Consider the following 25038-nt stretch of genomic DNA (forward strand, 5'->3'; position numbering starts at 1 on the left):
CAAACGTTGGCGTATGTGACCGAATGTGAACAGGCTTGGCGAGGGTGTTTTTGGGGCGCGCCAAATTGTGGCTAGAGTGGGCTTTCGCACCAAATTGGTGCGTTGGCGTGGGTTGCTTCTGTGGGAGCGGGTTTACCCGCGAAGAGGCCGGGCCTGGAATAGAAGCACCTGGCAGGCAACAGGGTGGGAGCCTTGAAGCCCCCACTCAGAGGAAGGAAAGATCAGAGACTGACAGCTTTATCACTATTACGCTGCTGTGCCAGCAGCAGGTTCAATTGAGCGACCTGCTGGCGCAGCTGGTCACGTTCGTCCTTCAGTTTACGCAGCTCATCACGGCGCACGGAGACATAGAGTGTCTGGGTTGGGGTTGCAGGCATCAAGGTACCCATGAGCACACCTCGCGGTTTTGGCTGCTGACAAGTCAAAGCGTAGACGCTTCACGCGGGGCGCATTCTGAATTCTTTCGCAGGCCTTGGGAACTTTTTTGTTTATCGTGGTCTCGCCGTTCGTCGCTGAACCCTCGGGCGGCAGGCTGGACTAATCTGAAAAGCTGGACTGTGTTGTCATCCATTTCGAAAGGGGAGCATCGGCTCATGCAACTGGGAATCGTAGGGCTGGGCCGCATGGGCGGCAATATCGCAAGGCGCCTGATGCGCGCCGGCCATCGCACCGTGGTACACGACCGCAACCGTGAGGCCATCACCGGGCTGGAGGGCGAGGGCGCACAGGGTGCGCACGACCTCGGTGCACTGGTACAAAAGCTCAAGGCACCGCGTGCAGTGTGGGTCATGCTGCCGGCGGGCGAGCCGACCGAGCAGACAATCGCCCAACTGGCCGAACTGCTGGAACCGGGCGATGCGATCATCGACGGTGGCAACACCTTCTACAAGGACGACATGCGCCGCGCCGCAGAACTGGCCAAGCGCGGCCTGCATTACCTGGACGTGGGCACTTCCGGTGGCGTATGGGGCCTGGACCGTGGCTACTGCATGATGATCGGCGGTGAAAAGGATGTGTTCGAGCGCCTGGAACCGCTGTTCAAGGCGCTGGCACCGGGCGTGGGCGACATCCCGCGCACGCATGGCCGTAGCGGCGAGCACCAGCGTGCCGAACATGGCTACATTCACGCGGGCCCTCCGGGTGCCGGGCACTACGTGAAAATGGTGCACAACGGCATCGAATACGGCCTGATGCAGGCCTACGCCGAAGGTTTCGACCTGCTGCGCAGCAAAGGCGGCAACGAGCTGCCGGAAGACCAGCGCTTTGACCTGAACGTGGGCGAAATTGCTGAAGTGTGGCGGCGGGGCAGCGTGGTCACTTCGTGGCTGCTCGATCTCACTGCCGATGCGCTGGTAGCCGACCCGCAACTGTCGCAGTTCAGCGGTTCGGTGTCCGACAGTGGCGAGGGGCGCTGGACCATCGACGCCGCCGTGGAGCAGGCGGTGCCAGTACCGGTGTTGTCCAGTGCACTGTTTGCCCGCTTCCGCTCGCGTCAGCAGCAGGGCACCTACGGTGACAAGATCCTCTCGGCCATGCGCCTGGGCTTTGGTGGCCATGTCGAGAAAAAAGCCGAATGACCAAACAGACCATTCCCGCTGCCCCTCCTTGCACCCTGTTCCTGTTCGGCGCCAATGGTGACCTGGTCAAGCGCCTGCTGATGCCGGCGCTGTACAACCTCAGCCGCGACGGGTTGCTGGACCGCAACCTGCGCATTGTCGGCGTTGACCACAACCCGGCCAGTGCCGAAAATTTTGCCGGCCGCCTGCACGCGTTCATGGTCGAGCGGGACAAAGGCTCGGCCAAATGCCTGGACGAAAAACTATGGTCACGCCTGGCCAAGCGCCTGGACTACCAGACGGGCGACTTCCTCGACCCTGCGACCTATCAGGCCATCGCCAAGCGTATCGAAAAGACCAGTCATGGCAATGCGATCTTCTACCTGGCAACCTCGCCGCGTTTCTTCCCCGAAGTGGCCCAGCGCCTGGGGCAGGCCGGCTTGCTCGACGAGTCCGCCGGGGGCTTTCGCCGCGTGGTGGTCGAGAAGCCGTTTGGCACTGACCTGGCGAGCGCCGAGGCGCTCAATGCCTGCTTGCTGAAGGTGATGGGTGAGCGGCAGATCTACCGCATCGATCATTATCTGGGCAAGGAAACGGTGCAGAACATCCTGGTCAGCCGTTTCTCCAATGGCCTGTTCGAATCGTTCTGGAACAACCACTACATCGACCACGTACAGATCACCGCTGCGGAAACGGTCGGCGTCGAAACCCGTGGTGCGTTCTACGACAGCACCGGGGCCCTGCGCGACATGGTGCCCAACCACCTGTTCCAGTTGCTGGCGATGGTGGCCATGGAGCCGCCGGCTGCGTTCGGTGCCGATGCCGTGCGTGGCGAAAAGGCCAAGGTGGTCGGCGCCATTCGCCCGTGGTCGGCGAAAATGGCATTGAAGAATTCCGTGCGTGGCCAGTACAGCGCCGGCAAGCAGGGGCGCAAGCAGTTGCCCGGCTACCGCCAGGAGGCCAACGTCGCCCCAGACAGCCAGACCGAAACCTACGTGGCATTGAAGGTGATGATCGACAACTGGCGCTGGGCCGGCGTGCCGTTCTACCTGCGCACCGGCAAGCGCATGAGCGTGCGCGACACCGAGATCGCCATCTGCTTCAAGCCCGCACCGTATGCGCAGTTCCGCGAGTCGGAGCTGGAGCGGCCCAAACCCAACTACCTGAAAATCCAGATTCAGCCCAACGAGGGCATGTGGTTCGACCTGCAGGCCAAGCGGCCAGGGCCCGAGTTGGTGATGGAGAACGTCGAACTGGGCTTTGCCTACAAGGACTTCTTCAAGATGACCCCGGCGACCGGCTACGAGACGCTGATCTATGACTGCCTGACCGGTGACCAGACCCTGTTCCAGCGGGCCGACAATATCGAGAACGGTTGGCGCGCTGTGCAGCCGTTCCTCGATGCCTGGGCCCAGGGGGGCGAGGTCCACGAGTACCCGGCCGGTGAAGACGGGCCCGAGGCTGGCAATGAACTGCTGACCCGGGACAAGCGCGAGTGGCACCGGTTGGGGTGAGACTTTTGTAAAGCCTGTGCTGGCCCTTTCGCGGCTAAAGCCGCTCCCACAGGGATATCACTTCGCTCAGGCCCGGTGCGATACCTGTGGGAGCGGCTTTAGCCGCGAAAGGGCCGGCACAGGCAACCACATCGAGGACGCTGAATGCCCGCCCACATAGAAGACTACGCCCTGCTGGGCAACTGCCGCAGCGCCGCCCTGGTCAGCCGCGATGGCTCACTCGACTGGCTGTGCCTGCCACGCTTCGACGCCCCCGCCGTATTCGCCGCCCTGCTGGGCAACGAAGAAAACGGCCGCTGGCGCCTGGCCCCTTGCGACCCTGTCGAACACAGCAGCCGCCAGTACCTGGACGATACCCTGGTACTGGAAACCACCTGGGTCACCGCCACCGGCCGCGCCCGGGTACTCGATTTCATGCCACTGGGCGAGGTCAACTCAGTGGTGCGCATCGTCGAAGGTCTCAGCGGCGAAACCAATTTTGAAATGGACCTGGTCATGCGCTTCGACTACGGCCGCAGTGTGCCCTGGGTGGAGCGCCTCGCCCCACTGACCCTCAGCGCCGTTGCCGGCCCCGACCGGCTGATCCTGTGCAGCACGGTGCCCCCCCATGCCCTCGACCACCATACCGTTGCGCGCTTTCGCGTCGGCGCGGGTGAGCGCCAGGTCTTCAGCCTGCGCCACCAGCCCTCGCACCTGCCGCTGCACCCCGACTGCGATATCGACCAGGCCTTTGCCCAAACCGTCGAGCAATGGCAGGCCTTCGCTGCCCGCTGTCCGCAGGTAGGTCCCTATACCCCCTTGGTGCGCCGTTCGTTGCTTACCCTCAAGGCAATGACCTACGCCCCTACCGGCGGCATCGTCGCAGCTGTGACCACCTCGCTGCCCGAGCGCGTGGGTGGGGAGCGTAACTGGGACTACCGCTTCTGCTGGCTGCGCGACGCCACCATGACCTTGCTGGCGTTCATGAACCTCGGCTATTTCGACGAGGCCCAGGCCTGGCGCGAATGGCTGCTGCGTTCGGTGGCCGGCAACCCGGAACAGATGCAGATCATGTACGGCCTGGCCGGCGAGCGCGACCTGCAGGAGTACGCGTTGCCTTGGCTGGCGGGTTACGAGCATTCGCAACCCGTACGGGTCGGCAACGCCGCATCGCAGCAGGTGCAGTTGGACATCTACGGCGAACTGGCCGATGCCATGACCCAGGCGATCAAGGGCGGCTTGCCACGCCACCCGCGCAGCGCCGCTATCTCCCGCTTGATCCTGCCCTACGTCGAGCGCATCTGGCGCGAGCCGGACGAAGGTATCTGGGAAGTGCGCGGTGGGCGGCAGCAGTTCGTGCACTCCAAGGTGATGGCGTGGGTAGCCTTCGACCGTGCCGCAGGGCTGGCCGATACCACCGAAGAAGGCCGTGAGCGCGGGCGGCACTACCGCCAGGTGGCGGACGAAATTCACCGCGAAGTCTGCGAGCACGGCCTGGACAGCAGCGGCCAGTTCTTCGTCCAGGCCTATGGCTCGACCGAGATGGACGCCAGCCTGTTGCAGATCGCCCTGACCGGCTTCCTGCCTGTCGAAGACCCGCGCTTCCTGCGCACGCTGGAACAGATCGAGCAGCGCCTTGTAAAAAACGGCCTGCTGCTGCGCTACGACAGCGACAGTTGCAGCGACGGCCTGACCCCGGGGGAGGGCACCTTCCTGGTGTGTTCGTTCTGGCTGGCCGATGTCTACGTACTGCTCGGCCGCCAGGAACAAGCGCAGGCTTTGTATGAACGCCTGACCGGCCTGTGCAACGACCTTGGCCTGCTGGCCGAGCAGTACGACCCGGCCGGCAGGCGCATGCTCGGCAACTACCCCCAGGCGTTCAGCCATATCGGCATCATCAACACCGCGCTGAACCTGCACCGGGCACAGTGCCCGGTGCGCGACCGGGCGAGTTGTGGGTAGAGCACGAGTGGCGCAATTTTACCCACTGTCTTGAAAGGTGTGAGATTCGTGTGGGAGCGGGTTCACCCGCGAAGAGGCCGACGCGGTGTCCGGCACCGGCTTCGCCGGTGTTCGCGGGTGAACCCGCTCCCACAAGGTGCGCGATATGCCTTGGATTCCGTCAACTGTGACGCATTGCGTCACAAATATTGTCTGTATGAGTGTGATGCATAGGGTCACACTATGTGCGTACAACTACTTCGGAGAACTGATCATGTCTTTGCACAATCCCCCGCATCCGGGTGAAACCTTGCGTGAAGATGTGCTACCCGCGCTAGGTCTTACCGTGAAAGCCTTCGCTGCGCACCTGGGGTTTTCCCGCGAAGCGCTTTCGCGGGTACTGCATGGCCGCGCGGCGATTTCTCCGGACCTGGCCGTGCGTCTTGAGATGGCGGGCATCAGTACCGCTCGTCTCTGGCTGGCCATTCAGGCCGACTACGATATCTGGCAGGCACGCCACCGCCAGCAACCTGTGATCGCCCGGCTGTTTCAAGCCGCCTGATATAAAACTCTGAAAATACCGGAGTAGACTAGGTCAAACACCATTCGGCACGGAGCACACATGGGTATTCGCGGTACGGATCGGCAGATCGACAACATTGAGTTCAACGTCAGCGACATCGCCCGAAGCAAGGCCTTTTATGGCAGTGTGTTCGGCTGGGCCTTCACCGATTACGGGCCAACCTACACCGAGTTCAGCGATGGCCGCCTGACCGGCGGCTTTGCCACTGGCGAGCCGGTACGCCCCGGCGGGCCATTGGTGATCCTGTACGCTGACGACCTCGATGCCACGCAGCAGCGGGTCGAAGCGGCCGGGGCAAAGATCAGCCGGGCGACCTTTGCGTTCCCTGGCGGGCGACGCTTCCATTTCATCGACCCGGACGGCTATGAACTGGCGGTGTGGACGGCCCAAGCCTGATGGCCAACCACAAGATCGAAATCCGTCGGCGCAATATCGGGAAGATTCTGCAGGCGGCGGAAAAGGTGTTCGCCGAGAAAGGCTACGGCGCCACCTCCATGGGCGATATTGCCGAACAGGCCGAGTTACCGCGTTCCAACCTGCATTACTACTTCAGCACCAAGGACGACCTGTTCCGCGCGGTGCTGCAGGACCTGCTGGATGTATGGAAGCAGGACGCCTTGTGCTTCGAGAACTTCGACGACCCGCGCGTGGTGCTGACCAGTTACATCCGGGCGAAGATGGGCCACTCGCGTTCGCGGCCTCTGGGCTCGAAGATCTGGGCCGAAGAGATGCTGCACGGAGCGCCGGTGCTGGGGGTGAGCCTGGATGAAAGCCTGGTGCCCTGGGCCAGGTTGAAAGAATCCAAGATCCGCCGCTGGGTGGAGGAAGGGCGCATCCTGCCGGTGGAGCCGTCGGCGTTGTTGTACATGATCTGGGCGTCTACCCAGCATTACGCTGACTTTGGTTACCAGGTTGAACTGCTTAATGGCGGTGAGAAGTTGTCGGACATGGCGTTTGAGAGCGCGGTGCAGACGGTGACCAGTGTGATCTTGCGGGGGATCGGGCTAGAGCCCTGAGCCGAGGCCCCAGCCTGGGCGCGGTCGATTGTAGGAGCGGCCTTGTGTCGCGATGGGCCGCAAAGCGGCCCCGGCAATCCCAGCGGTGAAGCTGAAACCCAGGGGCCGCTTTGCGGCCCATCGCGACACAAGGCCGCTCCTACAGGGGACCGCGTCAACCTGAAGGCTCAACTGGCCTCGCGATAGGGGTTGCGCGGATCCTGCGTCCAGTTCAGGTAAGGCTTGCCGGTATCCTGCGCCTCCATGTCGATGCAGTTCTCCACCGGGCAGGTAATCTGGCACAGGTTGCAGCCCACGCATTCCTCTTCGATCACGCTGTAGGCATGCGTGCCATCAGGCTTCAGCGTGCTGGCAATGGCCTGGTGCGAGGTGTCCTCACAGGCTATGTGGCAGCGCCCGCAACCAATGCAGGCTTGCTGGTCGATATGGGCCACCGATTTATAGTTGATGTCCAGGTACTTCCAGTCGGTGGTATGCCCCACCGCCTGCCCGCGAAATGCTTCGATGTTGGCGTGCCCGTGCTGGTCCATCCAGCGCGCCAGGCCATCTTTCATGTCCTCGACAATGCGGAACCCGTGCAGCATCGCCGCCGTGCACACCTGTACGGCACCGCTGCCCAGGGCCATGAACTCCGCCGCATCACGCCAGGTGCCGATGCCGCCAATGCCGCAGATCGGCAAGCCGCGTGTTTCCGGGTCGCGGGCGATTTCCGCCACCATGTTCAGGGCAATCGGTTTCACCGCAGACCCGCAGTAACCACCGTGGGTACTCTGGTCGCCCACGATGGGGTGGGCCACCATGCGGTCCAGGTCGACGCTGGTGATGGAGTTGATGGTATTGATCAACGACACCGCATCGGCCCCGCCACGGTGCGCGGCACGTGCCGACTGGCGGATATCGGTGATGTTCGGTGTCAGCTTCACGATCACCGGCAGCGAGCAATACGTCTTGCACCAGCGGGTGACCATTTCCACGTACTCTGGCACCTGGCCGACCGCCGCCCCCATACCACGCTCCGGCATGCCGTGCGGGCAGCCGAAGTTAAGCTCGATGCCGTCGGCCCCGGTGGCCTCCACCAGCGGCAGGATGAACTTCCACGAGTCCTCCACGCACGGCACCATCAGCGACACGATCAGTGCACGGTCAGGCCAGTCCTTTTTCACCTGGGTGATTTCGCGCAGGTTGATGTCCAGCGAGCGGTCGGTGATCAGCTCGATGTTGTTGATGCCCTGTACCTGGCGGTTGGCGCCATAGTGCGCGGAGTAGCGCGACGACACGTTGACCGCCGCCGGGTCTTCGCCCAGGGTTTTCCAGACCACGCCACCCCAGCCGGCCTCAAAGGCGCGGACCACGTTGTAGGCTTTGTCGGTAGGCGGTGCGGAAGCCAGCCAGAACGGGTTGGGTGCCTTGATGCCGGCAAACACGATAGACAAGTCGGCCATTTACGCTGCCTCCACGTTGAGCATGAGTCGGGCATGGATGGCTTCGGCGGCCAGCTTGCCGTGCTGTACGGCCTGGACGGTAAGGTCCTGGCCCAAGGCGGTGCAGTCGCCGCCGGCAAACACGCCCGGCAGGCTGGTTTGCAGGGTTTCGTCGACGCGGATGCGCTCACCCTCGCGGGCCAGTTGCGCAGCCACCGGGTCGCCGAGGCTGGCATCGTCGAAGCGTTGGCCGATGGCCTTGAAGATGGCATCGGCGGCCAGCTCGAAGGTTTCGCCGGTATCACGCAGGCGGCCGTCGGCCAGCTCGGTGCGGGCAAAGCGCATGCCGCGTACCTTGCCGGTGTCATCCAGCAGCACGGTATCGGGGCGTGCCCAAGTGTGCAGGCGTACCTGGTTGGCCTTGGCGATGTCCTGCTCATGGCCGGTGGCACCCATGTCGGCGTGACCGCGGCGGTACACAAGGTTGACGTCGCGGGCGCCCAGGCGGCTCATCTGCACGGCCATGTCGATGGCCGTGTTGCCGGCGCCGATCACCAGGCAGCGGTCGGCCAGCGGCAGTTGGCCAAGGTCATCGGCCTGGCGCAGCTCGCGAATGTACGCGGTGGCGGCGAGCAGGCCGTGGGCTTCTTCATCGGGCAGGCCCAGCTGGCGCACGGCATTCAGGCCGAGGCCGAGGAACACCGCGTCGTACTGGTCGCGCAGTTCGCCCAGGCTGAGGTTGCCGCCCAGGCGTTGGCCATGGCGAACCTCGATGCCGCCGATGCCCAGCAGGAACTCCACCTCACGCTGGGCGTAATCGTCGACCAGCTTGTAGCGGGCGATGCCATATTCGTTGAGGCCGCCAGCCTTGTCGCAGGCCTCGAACACCACCACGTCATGCCCGTGCATCGCCAGGCGGTGGGCGCAGGACAGCCCGGCAGGGCCGGCGCCGACAACGGCGATGCGCTTGCCGGTGGCGGGTGAGCGCTTGAACGGGTGTTCGGTGAAGTGGGCGTTGTCCAGGGCATAGCGTTGCAGTTGGCCGATCAATACCGGTGCGCATTCCTGAGCGTTGTTGCGCACGCAGGCTTGCTGGCAGAGGATTTCCGTGGGGCACACGCGGGCGCAGCTGCCGCCAAGGATGTTGGCCGAGAGGATGCGTTCGGCGGCGCCTTGCAGGTTTTCGTCGCTGATGCGGTGGATGAAGGACGGAATGTCGATTTCGCTGGGGCAAGCGTTGACGCAGGGGGCGTCGTAGCAATACAGGCAGCGTGCGCTTTCCACGGCGGCCTGGCGGGCGGTGAGGGGTGGGGCCAGGTCGCTGAAGCGCTCGGCCAACTGGTCGGCACCGGCCCGGGGGCGCGGCAAGTGGTTCAGGGCGTCGATCACGGTTGTAGCCTCTCTATTTTTTATGGTGCAGGCGACAGGAGTTACGAGGGATTGGGGCCGCTGCGCGGCCCGTCGCGACACAAGGCCGCTCCTACAAGGGACCGCGTACTCCTTGTAGGAGCGGCCTTGTGTCGCGATGGGCTGCGCAGCAGCCCCAATGGCCTTAACGCTGGACGGGCGCCGGGCGCTGTTGTTCGGCGCGTCGCCCCAGCACCTCATACACCGACGGATACGCCGGCCGCTCCACATACCGCCCTGCGCCCACCTCGGCACGCAGGTCGCCATCGGCCCACAGCACCTTGCCCTGGCTGATGGTGTGGCTGGGTATGCCGCGCACAGTGCGGCCTTCGAAGATGTTGAAGTCCACACGTTGGTGGTGGGTCTGGGCCGAGATCGTGCGGGTGCCCTGCGGGTCCCATAGCACCAGGTCGGCATCGGCACCGACGCGGATGGCGCCCTTGCGCGGGAACAGGTTGAAGATTTTCGCCGTATTGGTAGACGTTAGCGCTACGAACTCGTGCATCGACAGGCGCCCACTGTTCACCCCGGCATCCCACAGCACCGCCATGCGGTCCTCGATGCCCGCAGTGCCATTGGGTATGCGGCTGAAGTCGTTGCGGCCCATGGCTTTCTGCTCGGCGCAGAAGCAGCAGTGGTCGGTGGCGGTGGTGTGCAGGTTGCCCGATTGCAGGCCGCGCCACAGCGCTTCCTGGTGTTCTCGCGGGCGGAACGGCGGGCTCATCACGTAGCCGGCCGCGGTGGCCCAGTCCGGGTCACGGTAGACGCTGTCATCCAGCAGCAGGTGGCCAGGCAGCACCTCGCCGTAGACCGGCTGGCCCTTGGCCCGCGCATAGGTGATTTCGTCCAGTGCTTCCCGGCTGGAAATATGCACGACATACAGCGGCGTACCAATGGTTTCGGCAATGCGGATGGCGCGGCTGGCCGCTTCGCCTTCCACTTGCGAAGGGCGCGAAAGCGGGTGTGCTTCTGGCCCGGTCAGGCCTTGGGCCAGCAGTTTCTTTTGCAGGTGATACACCAGTTCGCCGTTCTCGGCATGCACGGTGGGCACCGCACCCAGTTGCAGGCAGCGCTCGAAGCTGGCCACCAGGGTGTCGTCGGCGGCCATGATGGCGTTCTTGTAGGCCATGAAGTGCTTGAAACTGTTCACCCCGTGCTTGGCCACCAGTTCGCCCATTTCCTCGGCCACCTGCTCGCTCCACCAGGTGATGGCAACGTGGAAACCGTAGTCGCTGGCGCTTTTCTGTGCCCAGCCGCGCCAGGTGTGGAAGGCCTCCAGCAACGACTGCTGCGGGTTGGGGATGACGAAGTCGATGATCGACGTAGTACCACCGGCCAGGCCCGCAGCGGTGCCGCTGAAGAAGTCCTCGCTGGCTACGGTGCCCATGAACGGCAGTTGCATGTGGGTGTGCGGGTCGATGCCGCCGGGCATCAGGTACTGGCCACTGCCGTCGAGGATCTCGCAGTCGGTAGGGGGTTCAAGGTTTTGCCCGATGGCGCGGATCAGGCCATCGGCACACAGGACATCGGCGGGATAACTCTCTTCGTGGGTAACCACGGTGGCGCCACGGATCAACAGGGACATGCCGTTTTCCTCGCAGGCTGACCGGTCTCTTGGCCGGTTCTTGGAATTGTCTGGTTCGCAGGGCAGGCAGGGCGGTTAATCCTGTCAGGCCTGACAAGATTCGAGGCTAGATGCTGATCAGGAAATCATCAAGAAAATTTTCCTATAAATTTTGTGGTAATTAACTAGTTGATATTAAAAGATTAATTTTTGAAGACCTGCTGACTACGGGGCTTTCAACGGTTATTGACTGACTTGACAAGATGAAATTCTGGTCAAGATTTCTAAGCACAAATACGCGTGTGTACTCCGGCCATCGAATTAGCCCGATGAGCAAACAACTACAAGAAAGTCTGGAGAAAGGCCCATGCAACAGAGCAGATCGGAAGTGGTCGAGCAGGATGGCCTGTTCGAGCTGTCCGAGGGCAGTGATGTCCTCGATAGCCCGCGCTACAACCACGACATCGCACCGACCAAGGTGCACCAGCGTACCTGGAACAAGTGGCACATCACCGCCCTGTGGGTGGGCATGTCCATCTGCGTACCCACCTATACCCTCGGCGGCGTGCTTACCGCCTACTTCGGCCTCAGCGTCGGGGAAGCGTTGCTGGCAATCCTGCTGGCCAACGTGATCGTGCTGATCCCGCTTACCCTCAATGCCTTCCCCGGCACCAAGTACGGCATCCCGTTCCCGGTGTTGCTGCGTTCGTCGTTTGGCATCCTCGGCTCCAACGTACCGTGCCTGATCCGCGCGGTGGTTGCCTGTGGCTGGTTCGGTATTCAGACAATGTTCGGCGGGCTGGCCATCCACCTGTTCCTGGGCTCGGTGTTCGATGGCTGGAAGGCGTTGGGCGGTACCGGCGAGGTGATCGGGTTCATGATTTTCTGGTGCCTGAACCTCTGGGTGGTGCTGCGCGGTGCCGAGTCGATCAAGTGGCTGGAAACGCTGTCAGCACCGTTGTTGGTGGCGGTGGGCGTCGGCCTGCTGTTCTGGGCCTTGCCGCACATGTCGATGACCGAACTGCTGGCCCAGCCACCCAAACGGCCGGAAGGGGCGAGCGTGGTCAGCTACTTCTGTGCAGGGCTTACGGCCATGGTCGGCTTCTGGGCCACGTTGTCGCTGAACATTCCCGACTTCAGCCGTTATGCCCGCAGCCAGAAGGACCAGATTCTCGGGCAGATCTTCGGCCTGCCATTGACCATGTTCCTGTTCGCTTCGCTGGGCGTGATACTCACCGCCGCCTCGGCGTCGTTGGTGGGCGAGACGGTGTCCGACCCGGTCAGCCTGATCGGCAGGATCCACAGCCCGTTCTGGGTGGCCTTGGCCATGGCGTTGATCGTATTAGCCACGCTGTCGACCAACACGGCGGCGAACATTGTGTCGCCAACCAACGACTTCCAGAACATTGCCCCACGCCTGATCGGGCGCAGCCGTGCGGTATGGCTGACCGGCTTTATCGGCCTGGCGCTGATGGGCCATGAGCTGCTGAAAAAGCTGGGCCTGATCGTGTCCGACCTGAGCCTGGAGAGCGTGTACTCCAACTGGCTGCTGGGCTATTCCAGCCTGTTGGGGCCGATTGCCGGGATCATGGTGGTGGACTACTTCCTGATCCGCCGGCAGCAACTGGACCTGGCCGGGTTGTACCGTGATGACGTGTACCCGGCGTGGAACTGGGCCGGCTTTGCTGCATTTGCCTTGCCGGTGGCGCTGACCGTGATGGCCATTGGCAACAGCAGCTTCAGCTGGTTCTACGACTACGGCTGGTTCACCGGTTCGCTGCTGGGCGGCGGGCTGTACTACCTGTTCGCCGGTTTGGCTGTGGGAGCGGGTTCACCCGCGAAGAGGCCCGCACCAACAACAAAAAAAGCCTGAAGGAGAAACCCGTGACCCCAGTCCAAGAGATTCTGAAGACCACCGCCCGGCACGTCGACAGCAACCGCCTGTGGCAATCGCTGATGGACCTGGCCCGCCTCGGCGCCACTGCCAAGGGGGGTGTGTGCCGCCTGGCCCTGACCGACCTCGACCGCCAGGCCCGCGACCTGTTCGTGCAGTGGTGCGAGGCCGCCGGTTGCACGGTCAGCATCGACGCCGTCGGCAACATCTTCGCCCGCCGTCCCGGGCGTAATCCCAAACTGCCGCCGGTGATGACCGGCAGCCATATCGACACCCAGCCTACCGGCGGCAAGTTCGATGGCTGCTTTGGTGTGATGGCCGGGCTGGAGGTGATCCGCACCCTCAACGACCTGGGCGTGGAAACCGAGGCGCCGCTGGAAGTGGTGGTGTGGACCAACGAAGAAGGCTCGCGTTTTGCGCCCTGCATGATGGGGTCGGGGGTGTTCGCCGGCAAGTTTACCCTGGCTGAAACCCTGGCCAAGCGTGATGCCCAGGGCGTGAGCGTTGGCGAGGCATTGAACGCCATCGGTTACGCCGGCCCGCGTGCAGTACTCGGCCATGCGGTGGGCGCGTATTTCGAGGCGCATATCGAGCAAGGGCCTATCCTTGAGGACCAGGCCAAGACCATTGGCGTTGTACTTGGCGCGCTGGGCCAGAAATGGTTCGACCTGACCTTGCGCGGCGTCGAAGCTCACGCCGGCCCGACGCCCATGCACCTGCGCAAGGACGCGCTGGTCGGCGCGGCCGCCGTGGTGGAGGCGGTCAACCGTACCGCCCTCGGCCATCAGCCCCATGCCTGCGGCACGGTAGGTTGCCTACAGGCCTATCCGGGCTCGCGCAACGTGATCCCCGGCGAGGTGCGCATGACCCTCGACTTCCGCCACCTGGAAGGTGAACGACTGAACGCGATGATTGCCGAGGTGCGCGGGGTGATCGAGGCGACATGTGCCAAGCACGGCCTGAGCCACGAACTGGTGCCCACGGCAGACTTCCCGGCGCTGTACTTCGACAAAGGCTGTGTCGATGCCGTGCGCGCTTCGGCGCAGGCACTGGGCTTGCCGCACATGGACATCGTCAGCGGCGCGGGGCATGACGCGATCTTCCTTGCCGAACTGGGGCCGGCGGGGATGATATTCGTGCCATGCGAGAACGGCATCAGCCATAACGAGATCGAGAACGCCACGCCCGGTGACCTGGCGGCAGGGTGTGCGGTGTTGCTGCGGGCGATGCTGGCCGCGTCGGAGGCGATTGCCAGCGGCCGGTTGGCGGCTTAGCTGAGGCAGTAGACGAACGCGCTTTTTGTAGGAGCGGCCTTGTGTCGCGATCGGGCTGCGCAGCAGCCCCAGTATCTGGAAGTCAACGCTGATATCGCTGGGGCTGCTGCGCAGCCCGATCGCGACACAAGGCCGCTCCTACAGGGACCGCGCTACGGGTGCAGGTTGCGAAAGGCTTTCGAGAAACGCCGCAATCTGCCGCCCACCCCGCAAGTGCACCACCGGCACCTGTGGCCCGACCGACTGGCGGTTCGCCTCGATCCCTGGCCGATAGCCCCGGTCGAACGTCCATACAAACTTCAAGAAAGTCAGAAATGCCCGGTCCAGGCGCTCTGTACACCCGGCTGGCAGGTCTGGCCGTGGCTTGTTCAGCACGCTGCGCAGGATGACCCGCTTCAGGCATGTCAGCCGTGGTGTATCCAGCCAGATAACGAGGTCGGCCCGTGGCAAGCGCAGGTCGAAGGTGCGTCGGCTGTAGTTGCCCTCGCACACCCATGCATCCCCGGCAACCGCATCACGTACCCGGTTGCGGAAAATCCCGGCATCCGGTTCTACCCAACCCGCCTCCCAGAACAAGGTGTCCAGGTGTACCACCGGCGAGCCCAGGCGGGTGCCTATCTGCCGGGCCAGGGTCGATTTACCGCTGCCGGCGTTGCCCAGGATAACGATACGATGCATGGCCAAGTCCTTTTGGAAAAACCGACAATGCTAAATCATTCGGCCGGCTCAAGACAGCCATCGCGCCCCATGTGATAGCGCTTCAGGTCCTGCGCCAGGGTCAGTTGCCCGTGGTAGTGGGCGAGGGCTTCGTCACGCACGTTATCGATATTCGGGCTGCGCCTGGGGTCGTTCTGGTAGCGGGCGCTGAAGTGTGTCAGCACCAGGTTGCGCACGCCCGCCGCTTCGGCAAAGCGCGCCACCGCTGCTGCCGTGCTGTGGCCGAAGGTGACCCCGGTACGCTCGACCACTGCCTGGGTGAACGTGGCTTCATGCACCAGCACATCCGCGCCTTTGGCGGCTTCAGCCAGTAGTTCGGGGTTGTCGTTGTCCCCGCAAACGACCACCCGGCGCGGTGGGCGCGAAGGGCGCAAATAGTCGTTACCGGTCAGCCACTGCCCGCCATGCTGCGCCTTCAGGCCTTTGGCCAGCTCACCCCATATCGGGCCGCGTGGGATGCCTTCGGCTTCCAGGCGCTGGGTGTCCAGGCGAGGCTCCGGGTTGAGTTCGGTAAATACGAAAGCGACGCTCGGTACCCGGTGTGACAACTGCACGGTGGTCACTTGCAGGGTCTCGCTGCGCCATTCGGCCAGGTCCTCCACGGCCAGCAGGCGAAGCTCGAACGGCAGGAAGGTGTCGCTGGCCACCAGGCCCTGGCGTACCCACTCATGCAGCGCTGCGGGCAGGATCAGCTCCAGCGGCTGGGTGCGCCCGCTCATGCCGGCGCTGGCCAGCAGGCCGGGCAGGCCAAAGCAGTGATCGCCGTGCACATGGGTGATGAAGATGGCGCGCAGGTCGCGGATCGACAGCGGAGTGTGCAGCAGTTGGTGCTGGGTGCCTTCGCCGCAGTCGACCAGGTACCAGTGGCTGCCACTGGCTTCGATCACGGCTGTGGCGCTGACATTGCGCGCCTTGGTCGGCACCCCGGCGGAGGTGCCCAGAAACAGCAGGTCCATGCTCAGGCTCCTAGCTCAACAGCGACAGCTCGTGCAGCAGCGCCTGCAACCCTTGTGGCACCAAGGGGCCTATCCGCGTGAAGTCGGCGCTGTCGCACCAGCGGGCGCGGAACGGGCTGTTGTCAGACTCCTGGCCGTCCAGCCAGTCTTGCTGGTACAGGCTGGCGTCGTCGAAGCGCGCATCGTACACCTGCACAATCTCATGCCCTGGTGTGCCGGCATAGGTAAACAGGCTTTCCAGGGTACCGAGCAGTCGGACATCGCTGATCGGCTGGCCGAGCTCCTCAATGATTTCCCGGGCGATGGCATCGCGGCCCAGTTCACCGAACTCGATACCGCCACCCAGTGGGCGGCACAGCGTCTGCCCTGTGGCCGGGTCGTCGAAGACATTGACCAGGATCCTGCCTTGGTGATGGAACACGCACAGGGCCAGAAAACGGATACGGGGTGCTTGCAGCGGCTGGGTGCTCAACGGGCTCGTTCCTTCGAGGTGATAAAGGGCGCACACCTTAGCCGGATTGCCGCCCGCCGTCGACGGCCTGCTAGTCTGCCTGCCGCCAGATGAGCTTCCCGGTGTCATAGCCTTGATCCCGTGCAATGGTCAGCAGTTGCTCGCGTTGCTGGTCGGTGACCGCAGGCGTGCGCGACAGCAGCCACAGGTATTCGCGGTTGGGGTGGCCGACCAACGCCACGCGGTAGTCCTTGTCGTGGTACAGCACCCAGTATTCGCCCTTGGTCAGGCCCGGTGCCAGGCGGCTGAACCAGTTGTCGAAGCGCACCCACAACTTGTCGGTGCTGCCCGGTTGCTGGGCTTCGGCAATGCCCGTGGCTTCATTCCACTGGCCGTCCTTTTCCCGGCAGCGGTTGGTCACGTCTATGCGGCCATCGGTACGCAGGCCATAGTGCGCCTCGGATTGCACGCAGTTGCGCTGGAAGAACATCGGCAGCCGGGCAAGTTCGTACCAGGTGCCCTGGTAGCGTTGCAGGTCGACCTGCTGGGTACGCGGCGGGGCCGGGTGGTCATTGCCGGCGCAGCCAAGCAGGGCCAGGGTGATGCAGGACAGCAGCAGCGGGGTGCGTAGCGCCATGGTGAACCTCCTTGGAGCGGATCGGGGCTTACCTGTGTTTCGATGCGGGCGCGGGGCAAAAGTTGTACGCAATTTCATTCAGTCGAACGAGCCAGTCTGCACCTGGCCGGCGCGCACGTAGCGGGCGATGATCACGCCGGCGGGCGTAACCTGTGAGTGTTGCAGGGTGAAGGCTGCCGCTGCCGCGTCGTCGCCGAACAGGCGCTTGCCGTGGCCCAGCAGCAGCGGGTGAATCAGCAGTTGCAGTTCATCGACCAGGCCGGCGGCCAGCAGTTGCTGCACCAGTTCGGCGCTACCCTGGGTCAGCAGGTGGGCGCCGCCCTGCTGTTTGAGTGTGCGTACCGCCGCATTGATGTCGGCGCCCAGGGCGTGGCTGTTGTGCCAGTCGAGGGTGCCCGGGGTGTGGGTGGCTACATGCTTGGGCACCCGGTTGAACAGGTTGGCGATGGAGAAGTCTTCCGAGTTGTCTTTGATGTTTGGCCAGTAGCCGGCAAAGATGTCATAGGTGCGCCGGCCCAGCAGCAGCTCGAAAGGCTGGCTGAACAGCGCCTGCATAGCCTGGCCGAAGACTTCCTCGGCGTAGGGTACGATCCAGCCGCCGTAGGTGAAGCCACCGCTGGTGTCTTCCTGCGGGCCGCCGGGGGCTTGCATGACGCCGTCGAGGCTGATGAAGGCCGCTACGATGAGTTTGCGCATGGGGACTCTCCTGTTGGCAGCGCCGGTGGCTGCTTTCAGGGTAGTCGGATGGCAAAAGGCAAAATCGACACTTCGTACAGCGCGTGCGGCTTAGTCATCTGCAACACCAGGGCTTCGGGATCGGCATGCCTTAGGCCAGGCGTGCAGTCCCGCTTTTGGCACAAGTGCGGTCATCGGGCTGGGTTACCATCCCTGCCATGAACCCTTCACCCACAGGAGTGCCGCCCGTGACCGAGTACAGCGCATTCAAGGTCGAACTGACCGACAGCATCGCCCACGTTCAGATCAACCGCCCGGAAAAGGTCAACGCGATGAACGCTGCCTTCTGGGAGGAGATCATCGACATCTTCCAGTGGATCGACGACACCGATGCGGTGCGCGCAGTGGTGATCAGCGGTGCCGGCAAGCATTTTTCTGCCGGTATCGACCTGATGATGCTGGCATCGCTGGCCGGGCAGATGGGCAAGGACGTGGGCCGCAATGCACGCTTCCTGCGCGGTACCATCCAGCGCCTGCAAGCCTCGTTCACGGCCGTGGACAAATGCCGCAAGCCGGTACTGGCTGCGGTGCAGGGCTACTGCATCGGTGGCGCCATCGACCTGGTCTCCGCCTGCGACATGCGCTATTGCAGCAGCGATGCCCAGTTCTCGATCAAGGAAATCGACATGGGCATGGCCGCCGATGTCGGCACACTGCAACGTTTGCCACGTATCATCGGCGACGGCATGATGCGTGAGCTGGCCTTCACCGGGCGTAACGTTGCGGCCGACGAAGCCCTGCGCATCGGCCTGGTCAACCGGGTCTATGATGATCAGGCCGCATTGCTCGACGGGGTCTTTGCCATCGCCCGCGAGATTGCCGCAAAATCGCCGATCGCTGTGGCCGGCACCAAGGAAATGCTCAGCTACATGCGTGACCATCGCATTGACGATGGCCTGGACTACATCGCCACCTGGAACGCCGCGATGCTGCAGTCCGAAGACCTGCGTGTGGCCGTGACGGCGCACATGAGCAAACAGAAACCGACGTTCGCCGACTGATCGGGCCGGGGGACGCGCAGTCAAGGAACCCCCCGACATGTCAGCACGCTGGACTACCGCAGTACTCGATCCGCAGATCACCGGGGGGCTGGCCGTGGCCCGCAGCCCGGAAGGGTTCCTGGTGGACGACAACGGCGCGCTGTTTCCTCGCGACTGGCTCAAGCGCCAGGACCTCGATGTGCTGTGCGAGCACGGCATCGGCCATTTCGACGGCCAGCCGGTGTTCCTGCTGGAACTGCGCAGCGCTACCGAGATGCCTGGGTGCAGCTGGCGCGGCCTGCGTACCTTCATGCTCGAAGGTGATTTCGACACCTACAAGGTGCTGGGTTATGCCGCGCAGATCGGCACCTGGGCCCGCGAGCACCGCTTTTGCGGCAGCTGCGGGCAGGCCATGGCGCAAATCCGTTGGGAGCGGGCGATGTATTGTCAGCCGTGCGACCTGCGTAGCTACCCGCGGATCTCGCCGAGCATGATCGTGCTGGTCACCCGTGGCGACGAAATCCTGCTGGCGCGCTCGCCGCGCTTCGTCACTGGGGTGTACAGCACCCTGGCAGGCTTTGCCGAGCCGGGCGAGTCGGCCGAGGACTGCCTGGTGCGCGAAGTGCGCGAAGAAGTGGCGGTGGAGGTGCAGAACATCCAGTACGTCGGTAGCCAGTGCTGGCCGTTCCCACATTCGATGATGCTCGGTTTCCATGCCGAATACGCGGGTGGCGACATTGTCATGCAGCCGGACGAGATCGAGGACGCTCAGTGGTTCAGCGTCCACGATCTGCCGCCGCTGCCGGCCGGGCGGTCGATTGCCCGGTACCTGATCGATTTGTATGTGGCTCGTCGGTTAGGCCTGGCCGAACCAGTGCTGCCACGCTAAGCGCACAGTCAGTGCCAGCACCACGGTGATGAACACAGGGCGAATGAACTTGCTGCCGCCACTGATCGCCGTGCGTGCACCGAAGAAGGCGCCGACCATCACCGACAGGCCCATGCACAGGCCGACGATGTAGTCCACCTGCCCGGAAATGATGAACACCGTCAGCGCCGCGATGTTGCTGACGAAGTTCATGCTGCGCGCCACGCCGCTGGCGCGGACCAGGTCGATGGGGTATAGCAGCAGGGTACTGACCGTCCAGAAGGCCCCGGTGCCAGGGCCGGCCACGCCATCGTAGAAACCCAGGGTGAAGCCTTGCGGCACCTGCCATTTCTTCTTGATCGGTGCATCGGCATCCAGCGGCGCCTTGGGTGTGCCGCCGAACAGCAGGTAGATGCCACAGGCGAAGACGATCACCGGCAGCATCTTGTTCAGCCATTCAGCGGGCATGTAGTGGGCGATGACCGCGCCGAGCAACGCCCCCGCCAAGGTGGCGAACAATGCCGGGCGCCACTGGGCCGGGTGGAACAGTTTGCGCTTGTAGTAGGTGAAACCTGCGGTGGCAGAGCCAAAGGTGGAGCTGAGTTTGTTGGTACCCAGCACCAGGTGCGGTGGCATGCCAGCGGTGAGCAGGGCCGGGGTGGTGAGCAAGCCGCCGCCACCGGCGATGGCATCGATGAAACCGGCGACGAAGGCGACCAAGGCCAGGATCAGCAGGGTGAGGGGTTCTACGGTAAGTTCGAAGGGCATGGGGTTTTGGCAGGCAGGGAGGCAAGGGGCGGCAAAGGGCCGCGCTAGAAGGGAGACATGGTAATCCTGAGAGGGGTGTGTTGCCAGTACCGGCCCTTTCGCGGGCTCGCCCGCTCCCACAGGTACTGCACAAGACTTTGGGTGTGCACGTAACCTGTGGGAGCGGGCGTGCCCGCGAAGAGGCCGGTACAGGCGATTACATCAGCTGCGGATAAACGCCAGCAAATCCGCGTTGATTACATCGGCGTGGGTAGTCGGCATGCCATGCGGGTAGCCCTTGTAGGTCTTCAGTATGCCATTGGGTAGCAGTTCGGCCGACCGCGGCCCCGCGTTCTCATGCGGCACGATCTGGTCATCATCCCCATGCATCACCAGCACCGGCTGCTGGATTCCCTTGAGGTCCTCGGTGAAATCCGTCTGCGAAAACGCCACGATGCCTTCGTAGTGGGCCTTGGCGCTGCCGATCATGCCTTGGCGCCACCAGTTGCCGATGATGCCTTCGCTGGCTTTGACACCCGGGCGGTTGTAGCCGTAGAACGGCCCGGCCGGTACATCCCGATAAAACTGCGCACGGTTGTTGGCAACCTGGGCCTGGAAACCGTCGAACACCGACTTGGGCAGGCCACCGGGGTTGCCGGGTGTTTGCACCATCAGTGGCGGCACGGCTGCGATCAGTACCGCCTTGGCCACTTTGTCTTCGGGGTGGCGGGCTATGTAGCGCACCACTTCACCACCGCCGGTCGAGTGGCCGACATGCACAGCACCTTGGGTGCCCAGGTGGGCAACCACGGCCGCAGTGTCGTCGGCGTAGTGGTCCATGTCGTGGCCATCCCACACCTGGCTGGAACGCCCATGGCCACGGCGGTCGTGGGCGACCACGCGGAAACCCTGGGCGAGGAAGAACAGCATCTGTGCGTCCCAGTCGTCCGCGCTAAGCGGCCAGCCGTGGTGGAAGTGGATGACCGGTGCGTCGCGCGGGCCCCAGTCCTTGTAGAAAATCTGTACACCGTCCTTCGTGGTTACATAGCTCATGGTCGTGTCTCCTGTCTGCAGGCACCGAAGGGAGCTATTGAGAATAGGAGGGATTTCGGCGTAGCAAGCGCCGGCCGTCTTCAGATGCTGTCGCGCATCCTGTACCAGGCCTTGGCGGCGGCTTCCAGCGGAGCGCCGAGCAGGTCGCCGCCGGGGAAGCGGCCGTTGTCGATGCCTTGGTACAGCGCCAACAGCTCGTCGTCGCCGAGAATGGCATCGCTCACCGCGCGCGCTGCGGCCAGGGTCGGCAGTACGCCATGCCCGGAGAAGCCTTGCAGCCAATAGCGCTGCCCCTCGCGGCCGACGTCCGGCGTACGCTGGATGCTGCAATCGATATGGCCGCCCCAGGCATAGTCGATGGCCACACCGGCCAGTTGCGGGAACACCCGCTCCAGGTAGGGGCGGGTGGCGCTGGCGACGTCCTTGGGGATGCCGCCCAGGTAGGTGCAGCCGCCGCCGAACAGCAGGCGGTGGTCTGGGGTAAGGCGGAAGTAGTCGGGCACGAACTGGTTGTCGATCACGCAACTGTTGCGCGGCAGCAGCGAACGGGCGAGGTCGGCGCCCAGTGGTGCGGTGGCCACCTGGTAGGAGCCGACCGGCAGCAGGCGCCGCGACAGGCTGCGGTCGAGGCGGTCGATGTAGGCGTTGCAGGCCAGCACCAATACCTGGCAGCGTACTTCGCCGCAGTCAGTGCGGGCGACATGGCCGTCGCCAGCCTGCTGATAGCTGAGCACCTGGCTCTGTTCGTAGATGCGCCCGCCGGCAGCCTCGATGGTGCTGGCCAGGCCCTGGGCCAGTTTGAGTGGGTTGAGGTGGGCGCCTTTGGCATCGTATAGCGCGGCTTGGTAGCGTGGGCTGTCGACCCATTGCGGCAGCTCTTCACGGCCGATCAGGCGCAGGGCGTCGTAGCCCCATTTGTGTTCAGCCTCATGGAGGGCTTCTTCAAGCATTTTCACCCGACGCGGCATTACTGCGGTCCACAGGCTGCCCAGCCGGTAGTCAATGTCGAAGCCGTGGCGCTGGGGCAGCTCACGCATCTCGTCGGCGGCCCAGCACATGCTGGCCCACAGCCGTTGAGTACGTTCGACGCCCAAGGCCTTTTCCAGTGGTGGCATGTCACATGACCAGCCCAGCAAGGCCTGCCCACCGTTGCGCCCGGACGCAGCCCAGGCCACGCGGCTGGCCTCCAGCAGGGTTACGCGCTTGCCGGCCTGGGTAAGGCGCAGGGCGGTATGCAGGCCGCTGAAACCGGCGCCGATGATCAGCACATCGGTGTCGTGGGTGCCTTGCAGGGTAGGGCGCAGGGGGATGTGGGTGGGGTAGGTCTGGGCGTAATAGCTGGCGACGTGCTGGGCGGACTGTTTGAACATGCAGAGGTCTCGTGAAAATTATTGTGATTATTTTCATGAAAACTTAGCAGGTAAATTTCATGCTGCCAATGTGTCGGGCAGGATTTGTGTTTGCCTGGTTGTGATGTGCTGCCTGTACTGGCCTCTTCGCGGGTGAACCCGCTCCCACAGGTTACTGCACAGGCTTCAGGGCTCATGAAATTCCTGTGGGAGCGGGTTTACCCGCGAAGAGGCCGGGCCTGAAACGGCATAAACCTCAGGTTGTCGCTTTTTTTCGGGGCTGACGCGGCTTGCTGGCGGCCGATTTGTTGCCAGCTGTTTTACCTTTCCCGCCACCGCGCCGCTTCTTCTTCCACGGCGGCGCAGCCCCCGCCGCCGGGCCGCTGATGGTCATGCGCATGCCGCTACACCGCTCGACCAGCTTGCCCATCCACGCCGATTGCCGGGCAACGAACTCTTCAAGGCTCATCTCACCACCCTGCACCATGTCCAGCGCCTGCTCCCAGATGGCCGTGGTGCCAGGGTCGGCGATGGCACGGGGCACGGCATCGATCAGGCTGAACGCCGCTGGCGTGGCCGACAGCGCCTTGCCGTTCTTCACCAGGTAGCCGCGGTCAAGCAGGCCCTGGATGATGCTGGCGCGGGTGGCTTCGGTACCGATGCCGGTGGTTTCCTTGAGCTTCTGCTTCAGGCGTGGGTCGTCTACCAGCTTGGACACGTTTTTCATGGCCTTGATCAGGTCGCCTTCAGTGAAGGGCTTGGGCGGCTGGGTCCACAAGTCCTTCAGTTGCAGGCCTTGCACATTGCAGTCCTGGCCTTCACGCAGCGTTGGCAGCACCTGGGCCGGTGGTGCCTCGCGGCCCTTGGCCGGGGTCAACGCCTCGGGCAGGGCGCGGCGCCAGCCCGGCTCGACAATTTGCTTGCCCACGGCGCGCAGGGCATGGCCGGCACAGTCGAAATCGGCCTGGGTGCGGTCGTACTCATGGTTGGGCAGGAACTGCGCCAGGTAGCGGGCACGGATCAGGGTATACACCGCCTTGTGCTTGGCCGGCAGGCGCGACGGGTCGCTGGCGGCGGCGGTGGGGATGATGCCGTGGTGGGCGCTGACCTTGGCGTCGTTCCATGCCCGCGAGCGGCGTTGCGGCTCCAGGTAGGGCTGCAGCGGCACCAGGCTGGCATCGGCCCGTTGCAGGGCGGCAAGGATGGCCGGCGCTTCAGCGTGCTGGCTTTGCGGCAGATAACCGCAATCGCTGCGCGGGTAGGTGATCAGCTTGTGGGTTTCGTACAGGGCCTGGGCGATGTCGAGGGTTTCCTGGGCACCGAGGCCGAACTTCTTCGAGCACAGCTCCTGCAGTGTGCCCAGGTCGAAGGGCAGCGGTGCGGCTTCGCGTACGCGCTCGGTGGCTACCTTGATGGCACGGGCTGTGCTGGCATTACCGATGTCAGTCGCCGCTTGTTGTGCCAACGCTTGCTTCAGGCAGCGGCCCTGATCGTCGCAGGCGTCCTCGGGGGCGCGCCATTGGGCGTTGAAGTGTTGGCCGGCATGCTCCAGCTGTACATCGATGGCCCAGAACGGCACCGGCACGAAGTCGGCGATGCTGCGGTCGCGGTCGACCACCAGGCGCAAGGTGGGTGTTTGCACCCGGCCTACCGGCAACACGCCCTGGTAGCCGGATTGGCGCCCCAGCAAGGTGAACAGCCGGCTCATGTTCATGCCGATCAGCCAGTCGGCACGCGAGCGGCCCAGGGCCGAGTGGTACAGGTTGAAGGTTTCGTGGCCCGGCAGCAGGCGTGCCAGGGCCTTGCGGATGGAGGCGTCATCCAGTGCCGACAGCCACAAGCGCTGCACCGGGCCGCGGTAGCGGCAATGTTCCACCAGTTCGCGGGCGATCATTTCGCCTTCGCGGTCGGCATCAGTGGCGATTACCAGCTCCCGCGCTTCGCCGAGCAGGCGCTTGACTGCCTTGAACTGGCTGGCGGTCTTGGGCTTGACCAGCATTTTCCACTTGTCCGGGATGATCGGCAGGTCGGCGAGGTTCCAGCGCTTGTAGCGTTCGTCGTAGCTGTCGGGCGGGGCGGTTTCCAGCAGGTGGCCGATGCACCAGGTTACGCAGACGTCGGTGCCTTGCCAGCAGCCGTCGCCCTTGCGTGTGGCGCCGAGCACTTTGGCGATGTCTTTTGCCTGGGAGGGTTTTTCGCAGAGGAACAGGCGCATGGCCGGGAACGCTTCATCGGGGGTGATGGGCACTAGGATGCGCAAGCAGGGGCGCGCAGGCAAGCTTTATCTGGATGGATGTACAGGTTTTTGTCAGCAGGAATGTATTTGGCTGTGCCGGCCTCTTCGCGGGCTTGCCCGCTCCCACGGGGACTGCACAGCATTCAATAGCTGTGGGGTC

Annotated in this window: 23 protein-coding genes; 10 read left to right on the plus strand and 13 right to left on the minus strand. The window is 63.8% G+C overall.

Annotation, left to right across the window (positions count from 1 at the left end; translation table 11 throughout):
- Positions 1-221: 221 nt before the first annotated feature.
- The gene (locus tag ACQKPZ_RS05420) at positions 222-389 is read right to left on the minus strand and encodes a DUF6026 family protein (protein WP_427535959.1); all 168 of its coding nucleotides are present in this window, start codon (positions 387-389) and stop codon (positions 222-224) included.
- A 153-nt stretch (positions 390-542) separates the two neighbouring features.
- Between ACQKPZ_RS05420 and gnd the strand changes: the two genes are divergently transcribed.
- The 6 genes from gnd to ACQKPZ_RS05450 all read left to right on the plus strand — a co-directional run bounded on the left by gnd (position 543) and on the right by ACQKPZ_RS05450 (position 6589).
- Positions 543-1577 carry a phosphogluconate dehydrogenase (NAD(+)-dependent, decarboxylating) gene (gene gnd, locus ACQKPZ_RS05425; RefSeq protein ID WP_427536082.1) on the plus strand — a complete coding sequence of 345 codons (1035 nt, stop codon included), beginning with the start codon at positions 543-545 and terminating at the stop codon, positions 1575-1577.
- Complete coding sequence (zwf, locus tag ACQKPZ_RS05430; RefSeq protein WP_427535961.1) at positions 1574-3070, plus strand: glucose-6-phosphate dehydrogenase; 1497 nt, start codon at positions 1574-1576, stop codon at positions 3068-3070. Before gnd ends, zwf begins: the two co-directional genes overlap by 4 nt.
- Positions 3071-3214: 144 nt before the next feature.
- Positions 3215-5011, plus strand: a complete 1797-nt coding sequence (locus ACQKPZ_RS05435; RefSeq protein ID WP_427535963.1) for a glycoside hydrolase family 15 protein — start codon at positions 3215-3217, stop codon at positions 5009-5011.
- Positions 5012-5264: 253 nt separating this feature from the next.
- Positions 5265-5552, plus strand: coding sequence for a HigA family addiction module antitoxin (locus tag ACQKPZ_RS05440; RefSeq protein WP_427535965.1), 288 nt, complete (start codon positions 5265-5267; stop codon positions 5550-5552).
- Positions 5553-5612: 60 nt separating this feature from the next.
- Positions 5613-5969 (plus strand): VOC family protein, encoded by a 357-nt coding sequence (locus tag ACQKPZ_RS05445; protein WP_427535967.1) that lies wholly within the window; start codon positions 5613-5615, stop codon positions 5967-5969.
- Positions 5969-6589: a TetR/AcrR family transcriptional regulator gene (locus ACQKPZ_RS05450; protein WP_427536084.1), complete on the plus strand. Its 621-nt coding sequence runs from the start codon at positions 5969-5971 to the stop codon at positions 6587-6589. The genes ACQKPZ_RS05445 and ACQKPZ_RS05450 overlap by 1 nt, the downstream gene beginning before the upstream one ends.
- A 167-nt stretch (positions 6590-6756) precedes the next feature.
- Here ACQKPZ_RS05450 and preA read toward each other — a convergent pair whose 3' ends face one another.
- The 3 genes from preA to hydA all read right to left on the minus strand — a co-directional run bounded on the left by preA (position 6757) and on the right by hydA (position 11002).
- The gene (gene preA, locus ACQKPZ_RS05455) at positions 6757-8031 is read right to left on the minus strand and encodes an NAD-dependent dihydropyrimidine dehydrogenase subunit PreA (protein ID WP_427535969.1); all 1275 of its coding nucleotides are present in this window, start codon (positions 8029-8031) and stop codon (positions 6757-6759) included.
- A complete protein-coding gene (locus ACQKPZ_RS05460) occupies positions 8032-9399 on the minus strand; it encodes an NAD(P)-dependent oxidoreductase (protein ID WP_427535971.1) in 1368 nt (455 codons plus the stop codon).
- A 163-nt stretch (positions 9400-9562) separates the two neighbouring features.
- Positions 9563-11002 carry a dihydropyrimidinase gene (hydA, locus tag ACQKPZ_RS05465; protein WP_427535973.1) on the minus strand — a complete coding sequence of 480 codons (1440 nt, stop codon included), beginning with the start codon at positions 11000-11002 and terminating at the stop codon, positions 9563-9565.
- A 346-nt stretch (positions 11003-11348) separates the two neighbouring features.
- Here hydA and ACQKPZ_RS05470 point away from each other — a divergent pair, with 346 nt between their 5' ends.
- Together ACQKPZ_RS05470 and ACQKPZ_RS05475 are read left to right on the plus strand one after the other, a co-directional pair.
- Entirely contained in the window at positions 11349-12854 is a 1506-nt protein-coding gene (locus ACQKPZ_RS05470) for an NCS1 family nucleobase:cation symporter-1 (RefSeq protein WP_427535975.1), read from the plus strand.
- Between the two features lie 11 nt (positions 12855-12865).
- Positions 12866-14149 (plus strand): Zn-dependent hydrolase, encoded by a 1284-nt coding sequence (locus ACQKPZ_RS05475; RefSeq protein WP_427535977.1) that lies wholly within the window; start codon positions 12866-12868, stop codon positions 14147-14149.
- Between the two features lie 138 nt (positions 14150-14287).
- On the opposite strand, the gene ACQKPZ_RS05480 is transcribed toward ACQKPZ_RS05475, so the two are convergent.
- The 5 genes from ACQKPZ_RS05480 to ACQKPZ_RS05500 form a co-directional block, all read right to left on the minus strand.
- Positions 14288-14827, minus strand: coding sequence for an AAA family ATPase (locus ACQKPZ_RS05480; protein WP_427535979.1), 540 nt, complete (start codon positions 14825-14827; stop codon positions 14288-14290).
- A gap of 35 nt (positions 14828-14862) precedes the next feature.
- Entirely contained in the window at positions 14863-15822 is a 960-nt protein-coding gene (locus tag ACQKPZ_RS05485) for a ribonuclease Z (protein ID WP_427535981.1), read from the minus strand.
- A 10-nt stretch (positions 15823-15832) separates the two neighbouring features.
- On the minus strand, positions 15833-16279 hold the full coding sequence (locus tag ACQKPZ_RS05490) for an NUDIX hydrolase (protein ID WP_427536086.1): 447 nt from the start codon (positions 16277-16279) through the stop codon (positions 15833-15835).
- 85 nt (positions 16280-16364) lie between these two features.
- On the minus strand, positions 16365-16910 hold the full coding sequence (locus tag ACQKPZ_RS05495) for a lipocalin family protein (protein WP_427535983.1): 546 nt from the start codon (positions 16908-16910) through the stop codon (positions 16365-16367).
- 78 nt (positions 16911-16988) lie between these two features.
- Entirely contained in the window at positions 16989-17606 is a 618-nt protein-coding gene (locus ACQKPZ_RS05500; protein WP_427535985.1) for a dihydrofolate reductase family protein, read from the minus strand.
- A 227-nt stretch (positions 17607-17833) separates the two neighbouring features.
- Here ACQKPZ_RS05500 and ACQKPZ_RS05505 point away from each other — a divergent pair, with 227 nt between their 5' ends.
- Both ACQKPZ_RS05505 and nudC read left to right on the plus strand, forming a co-directional pair.
- Complete coding sequence (locus ACQKPZ_RS05505; protein ID WP_391135100.1) at positions 17834-18646, plus strand: crotonase/enoyl-CoA hydratase family protein; 813 nt, start codon at positions 17834-17836, stop codon at positions 18644-18646.
- 37 nt (positions 18647-18683) lie between these two features.
- The gene (gene nudC, locus ACQKPZ_RS05510; protein WP_427535987.1) at positions 18684-19514 is read left to right on the plus strand and encodes an NAD(+) diphosphatase; all 831 of its coding nucleotides are present in this window, start codon (positions 18684-18686) and stop codon (positions 19512-19514) included.
- On the opposite strand, the gene ACQKPZ_RS05515 is transcribed toward nudC, so the two are convergent.
- The 4 genes from ACQKPZ_RS05515 to ACQKPZ_RS05530 form a co-directional block, all read right to left on the minus strand.
- Positions 19482-20261 (minus strand): TSUP family transporter, encoded by a 780-nt coding sequence (locus tag ACQKPZ_RS05515; protein WP_264387101.1) that lies wholly within the window; start codon positions 20259-20261, stop codon positions 19482-19484. The genes nudC and ACQKPZ_RS05515 overlap by 33 nt on opposite strands.
- Before the next feature lie 201 nt (positions 20262-20462).
- On the minus strand, positions 20463-21293 hold the full coding sequence (locus tag ACQKPZ_RS05520; RefSeq protein ID WP_427535989.1) for an alpha/beta fold hydrolase: 831 nt from the start codon (positions 21291-21293) through the stop codon (positions 20463-20465).
- Positions 21294-21373: 80 nt separating this feature from the next.
- Positions 21374-22663 carry an NAD(P)/FAD-dependent oxidoreductase gene (locus ACQKPZ_RS05525; RefSeq protein WP_427535991.1) on the minus strand — a complete coding sequence of 430 codons (1290 nt, stop codon included), beginning with the start codon at positions 22661-22663 and terminating at the stop codon, positions 21374-21376.
- A 235-nt stretch (positions 22664-22898) separates the two neighbouring features.
- Entirely contained in the window at positions 22899-24857 is a 1959-nt protein-coding gene (locus ACQKPZ_RS05530) for a DNA topoisomerase III (RefSeq protein WP_427536088.1), read from the minus strand.
- Positions 24858-25038: the final 181 nt, after the last annotated feature.

It is taken from the genome of Pseudomonas sp. NPDC089547, assembly GCF_050280665.1.
In the GTDB taxonomy this organism is placed as follows: Bacteria; Pseudomonadota; Gammaproteobacteria; order Pseudomonadales; family Pseudomonadaceae; genus Aquipseudomonas.

Excerpts from the sequence above, each read along its gene's own strand:
- ACQKPZ_RS05530 (WP_427536088.1), bottom strand. The coding sequence starts at position 24,857 with ATGCGCCTGTTCCTCTGCGAAAAACCCTCCCAGGCAAAAGACATCGCC.
- ACQKPZ_RS05450 (WP_427536084.1), top strand. The coding sequence starts at position 5,969 with ATGGCCAACCACAAGATCGAAATCCGTCGGCGCAATATCGGGAAGATT.
- ACQKPZ_RS05525 (WP_427535991.1), bottom strand. The coding sequence starts at position 22,663 with ATGTTCAAACAGTCCGCCCAGCACGTCGCCAGCTATTACGCCCAGACC.
- ACQKPZ_RS05445 (WP_427535967.1), top strand. The coding sequence starts at position 5,613 with ATGGGTATTCGCGGTACGGATCGGCAGATCGACAACATTGAGTTCAAC.
- ACQKPZ_RS05515 (WP_264387101.1), bottom strand. The coding sequence starts at position 20,261 with ATGCCCTTCGAACTTACCGTAGAACCCCTCACCCTGCTGATCCTGGCC.
- ACQKPZ_RS05470 (WP_427535975.1), top strand. The coding sequence starts at position 11,349 with ATGCAACAGAGCAGATCGGAAGTGGTCGAGCAGGATGGCCTGTTCGAG.
- ACQKPZ_RS05495 (WP_427535983.1), bottom strand. The coding sequence starts at position 16,910 with ATGGCGCTACGCACCCCGCTGCTGCTGTCCTGCATCACCCTGGCCCTG.
- ACQKPZ_RS05520 (WP_427535989.1), bottom strand. The coding sequence starts at position 21,293 with ATGAGCTATGTAACCACGAAGGACGGTGTACAGATTTTCTACAAGGAC.
- zwf (WP_427535961.1), top strand. The coding sequence starts at position 1,574 with ATGACCAAACAGACCATTCCCGCTGCCCCTCCTTGCACCCTGTTCCTG.
- ACQKPZ_RS05480 (WP_427535979.1), bottom strand. The coding sequence starts at position 14,827 with ATGCATCGTATCGTTATCCTGGGCAACGCCGGCAGCGGTAAATCGACC.
- ACQKPZ_RS05420 (WP_427535959.1), bottom strand. The coding sequence starts at position 389 with ATGGGTACCTTGATGCCTGCAACCCCAACCCAGACACTCTATGTCTCC.
- preA (WP_427535969.1), bottom strand. The coding sequence starts at position 8,031 with ATGGCCGACTTGTCTATCGTGTTTGCCGGCATCAAGGCACCCAACCCG.
- ACQKPZ_RS05440 (WP_427535965.1), top strand. The coding sequence starts at position 5,265 with ATGTCTTTGCACAATCCCCCGCATCCGGGTGAAACCTTGCGTGAAGAT.
- hydA (WP_427535973.1), bottom strand. The coding sequence starts at position 11,002 with ATGTCCCTGTTGATCCGTGGCGCCACCGTGGTTACCCACGAAGAGAGT.
- ACQKPZ_RS05500 (WP_427535985.1), bottom strand. The coding sequence starts at position 17,606 with ATGCGCAAACTCATCGTAGCGGCCTTCATCAGCCTCGACGGCGTCATG.
- ACQKPZ_RS05485 (WP_427535981.1), bottom strand. The coding sequence starts at position 15,822 with ATGGACCTGCTGTTTCTGGGCACCTCCGCCGGGGTGCCGACCAAGGCG.
- nudC (WP_427535987.1), top strand. The coding sequence starts at position 18,684 with ATGTCAGCACGCTGGACTACCGCAGTACTCGATCCGCAGATCACCGGG.
- ACQKPZ_RS05435 (WP_427535963.1), top strand. The coding sequence starts at position 3,215 with ATGCCCGCCCACATAGAAGACTACGCCCTGCTGGGCAACTGCCGCAGC.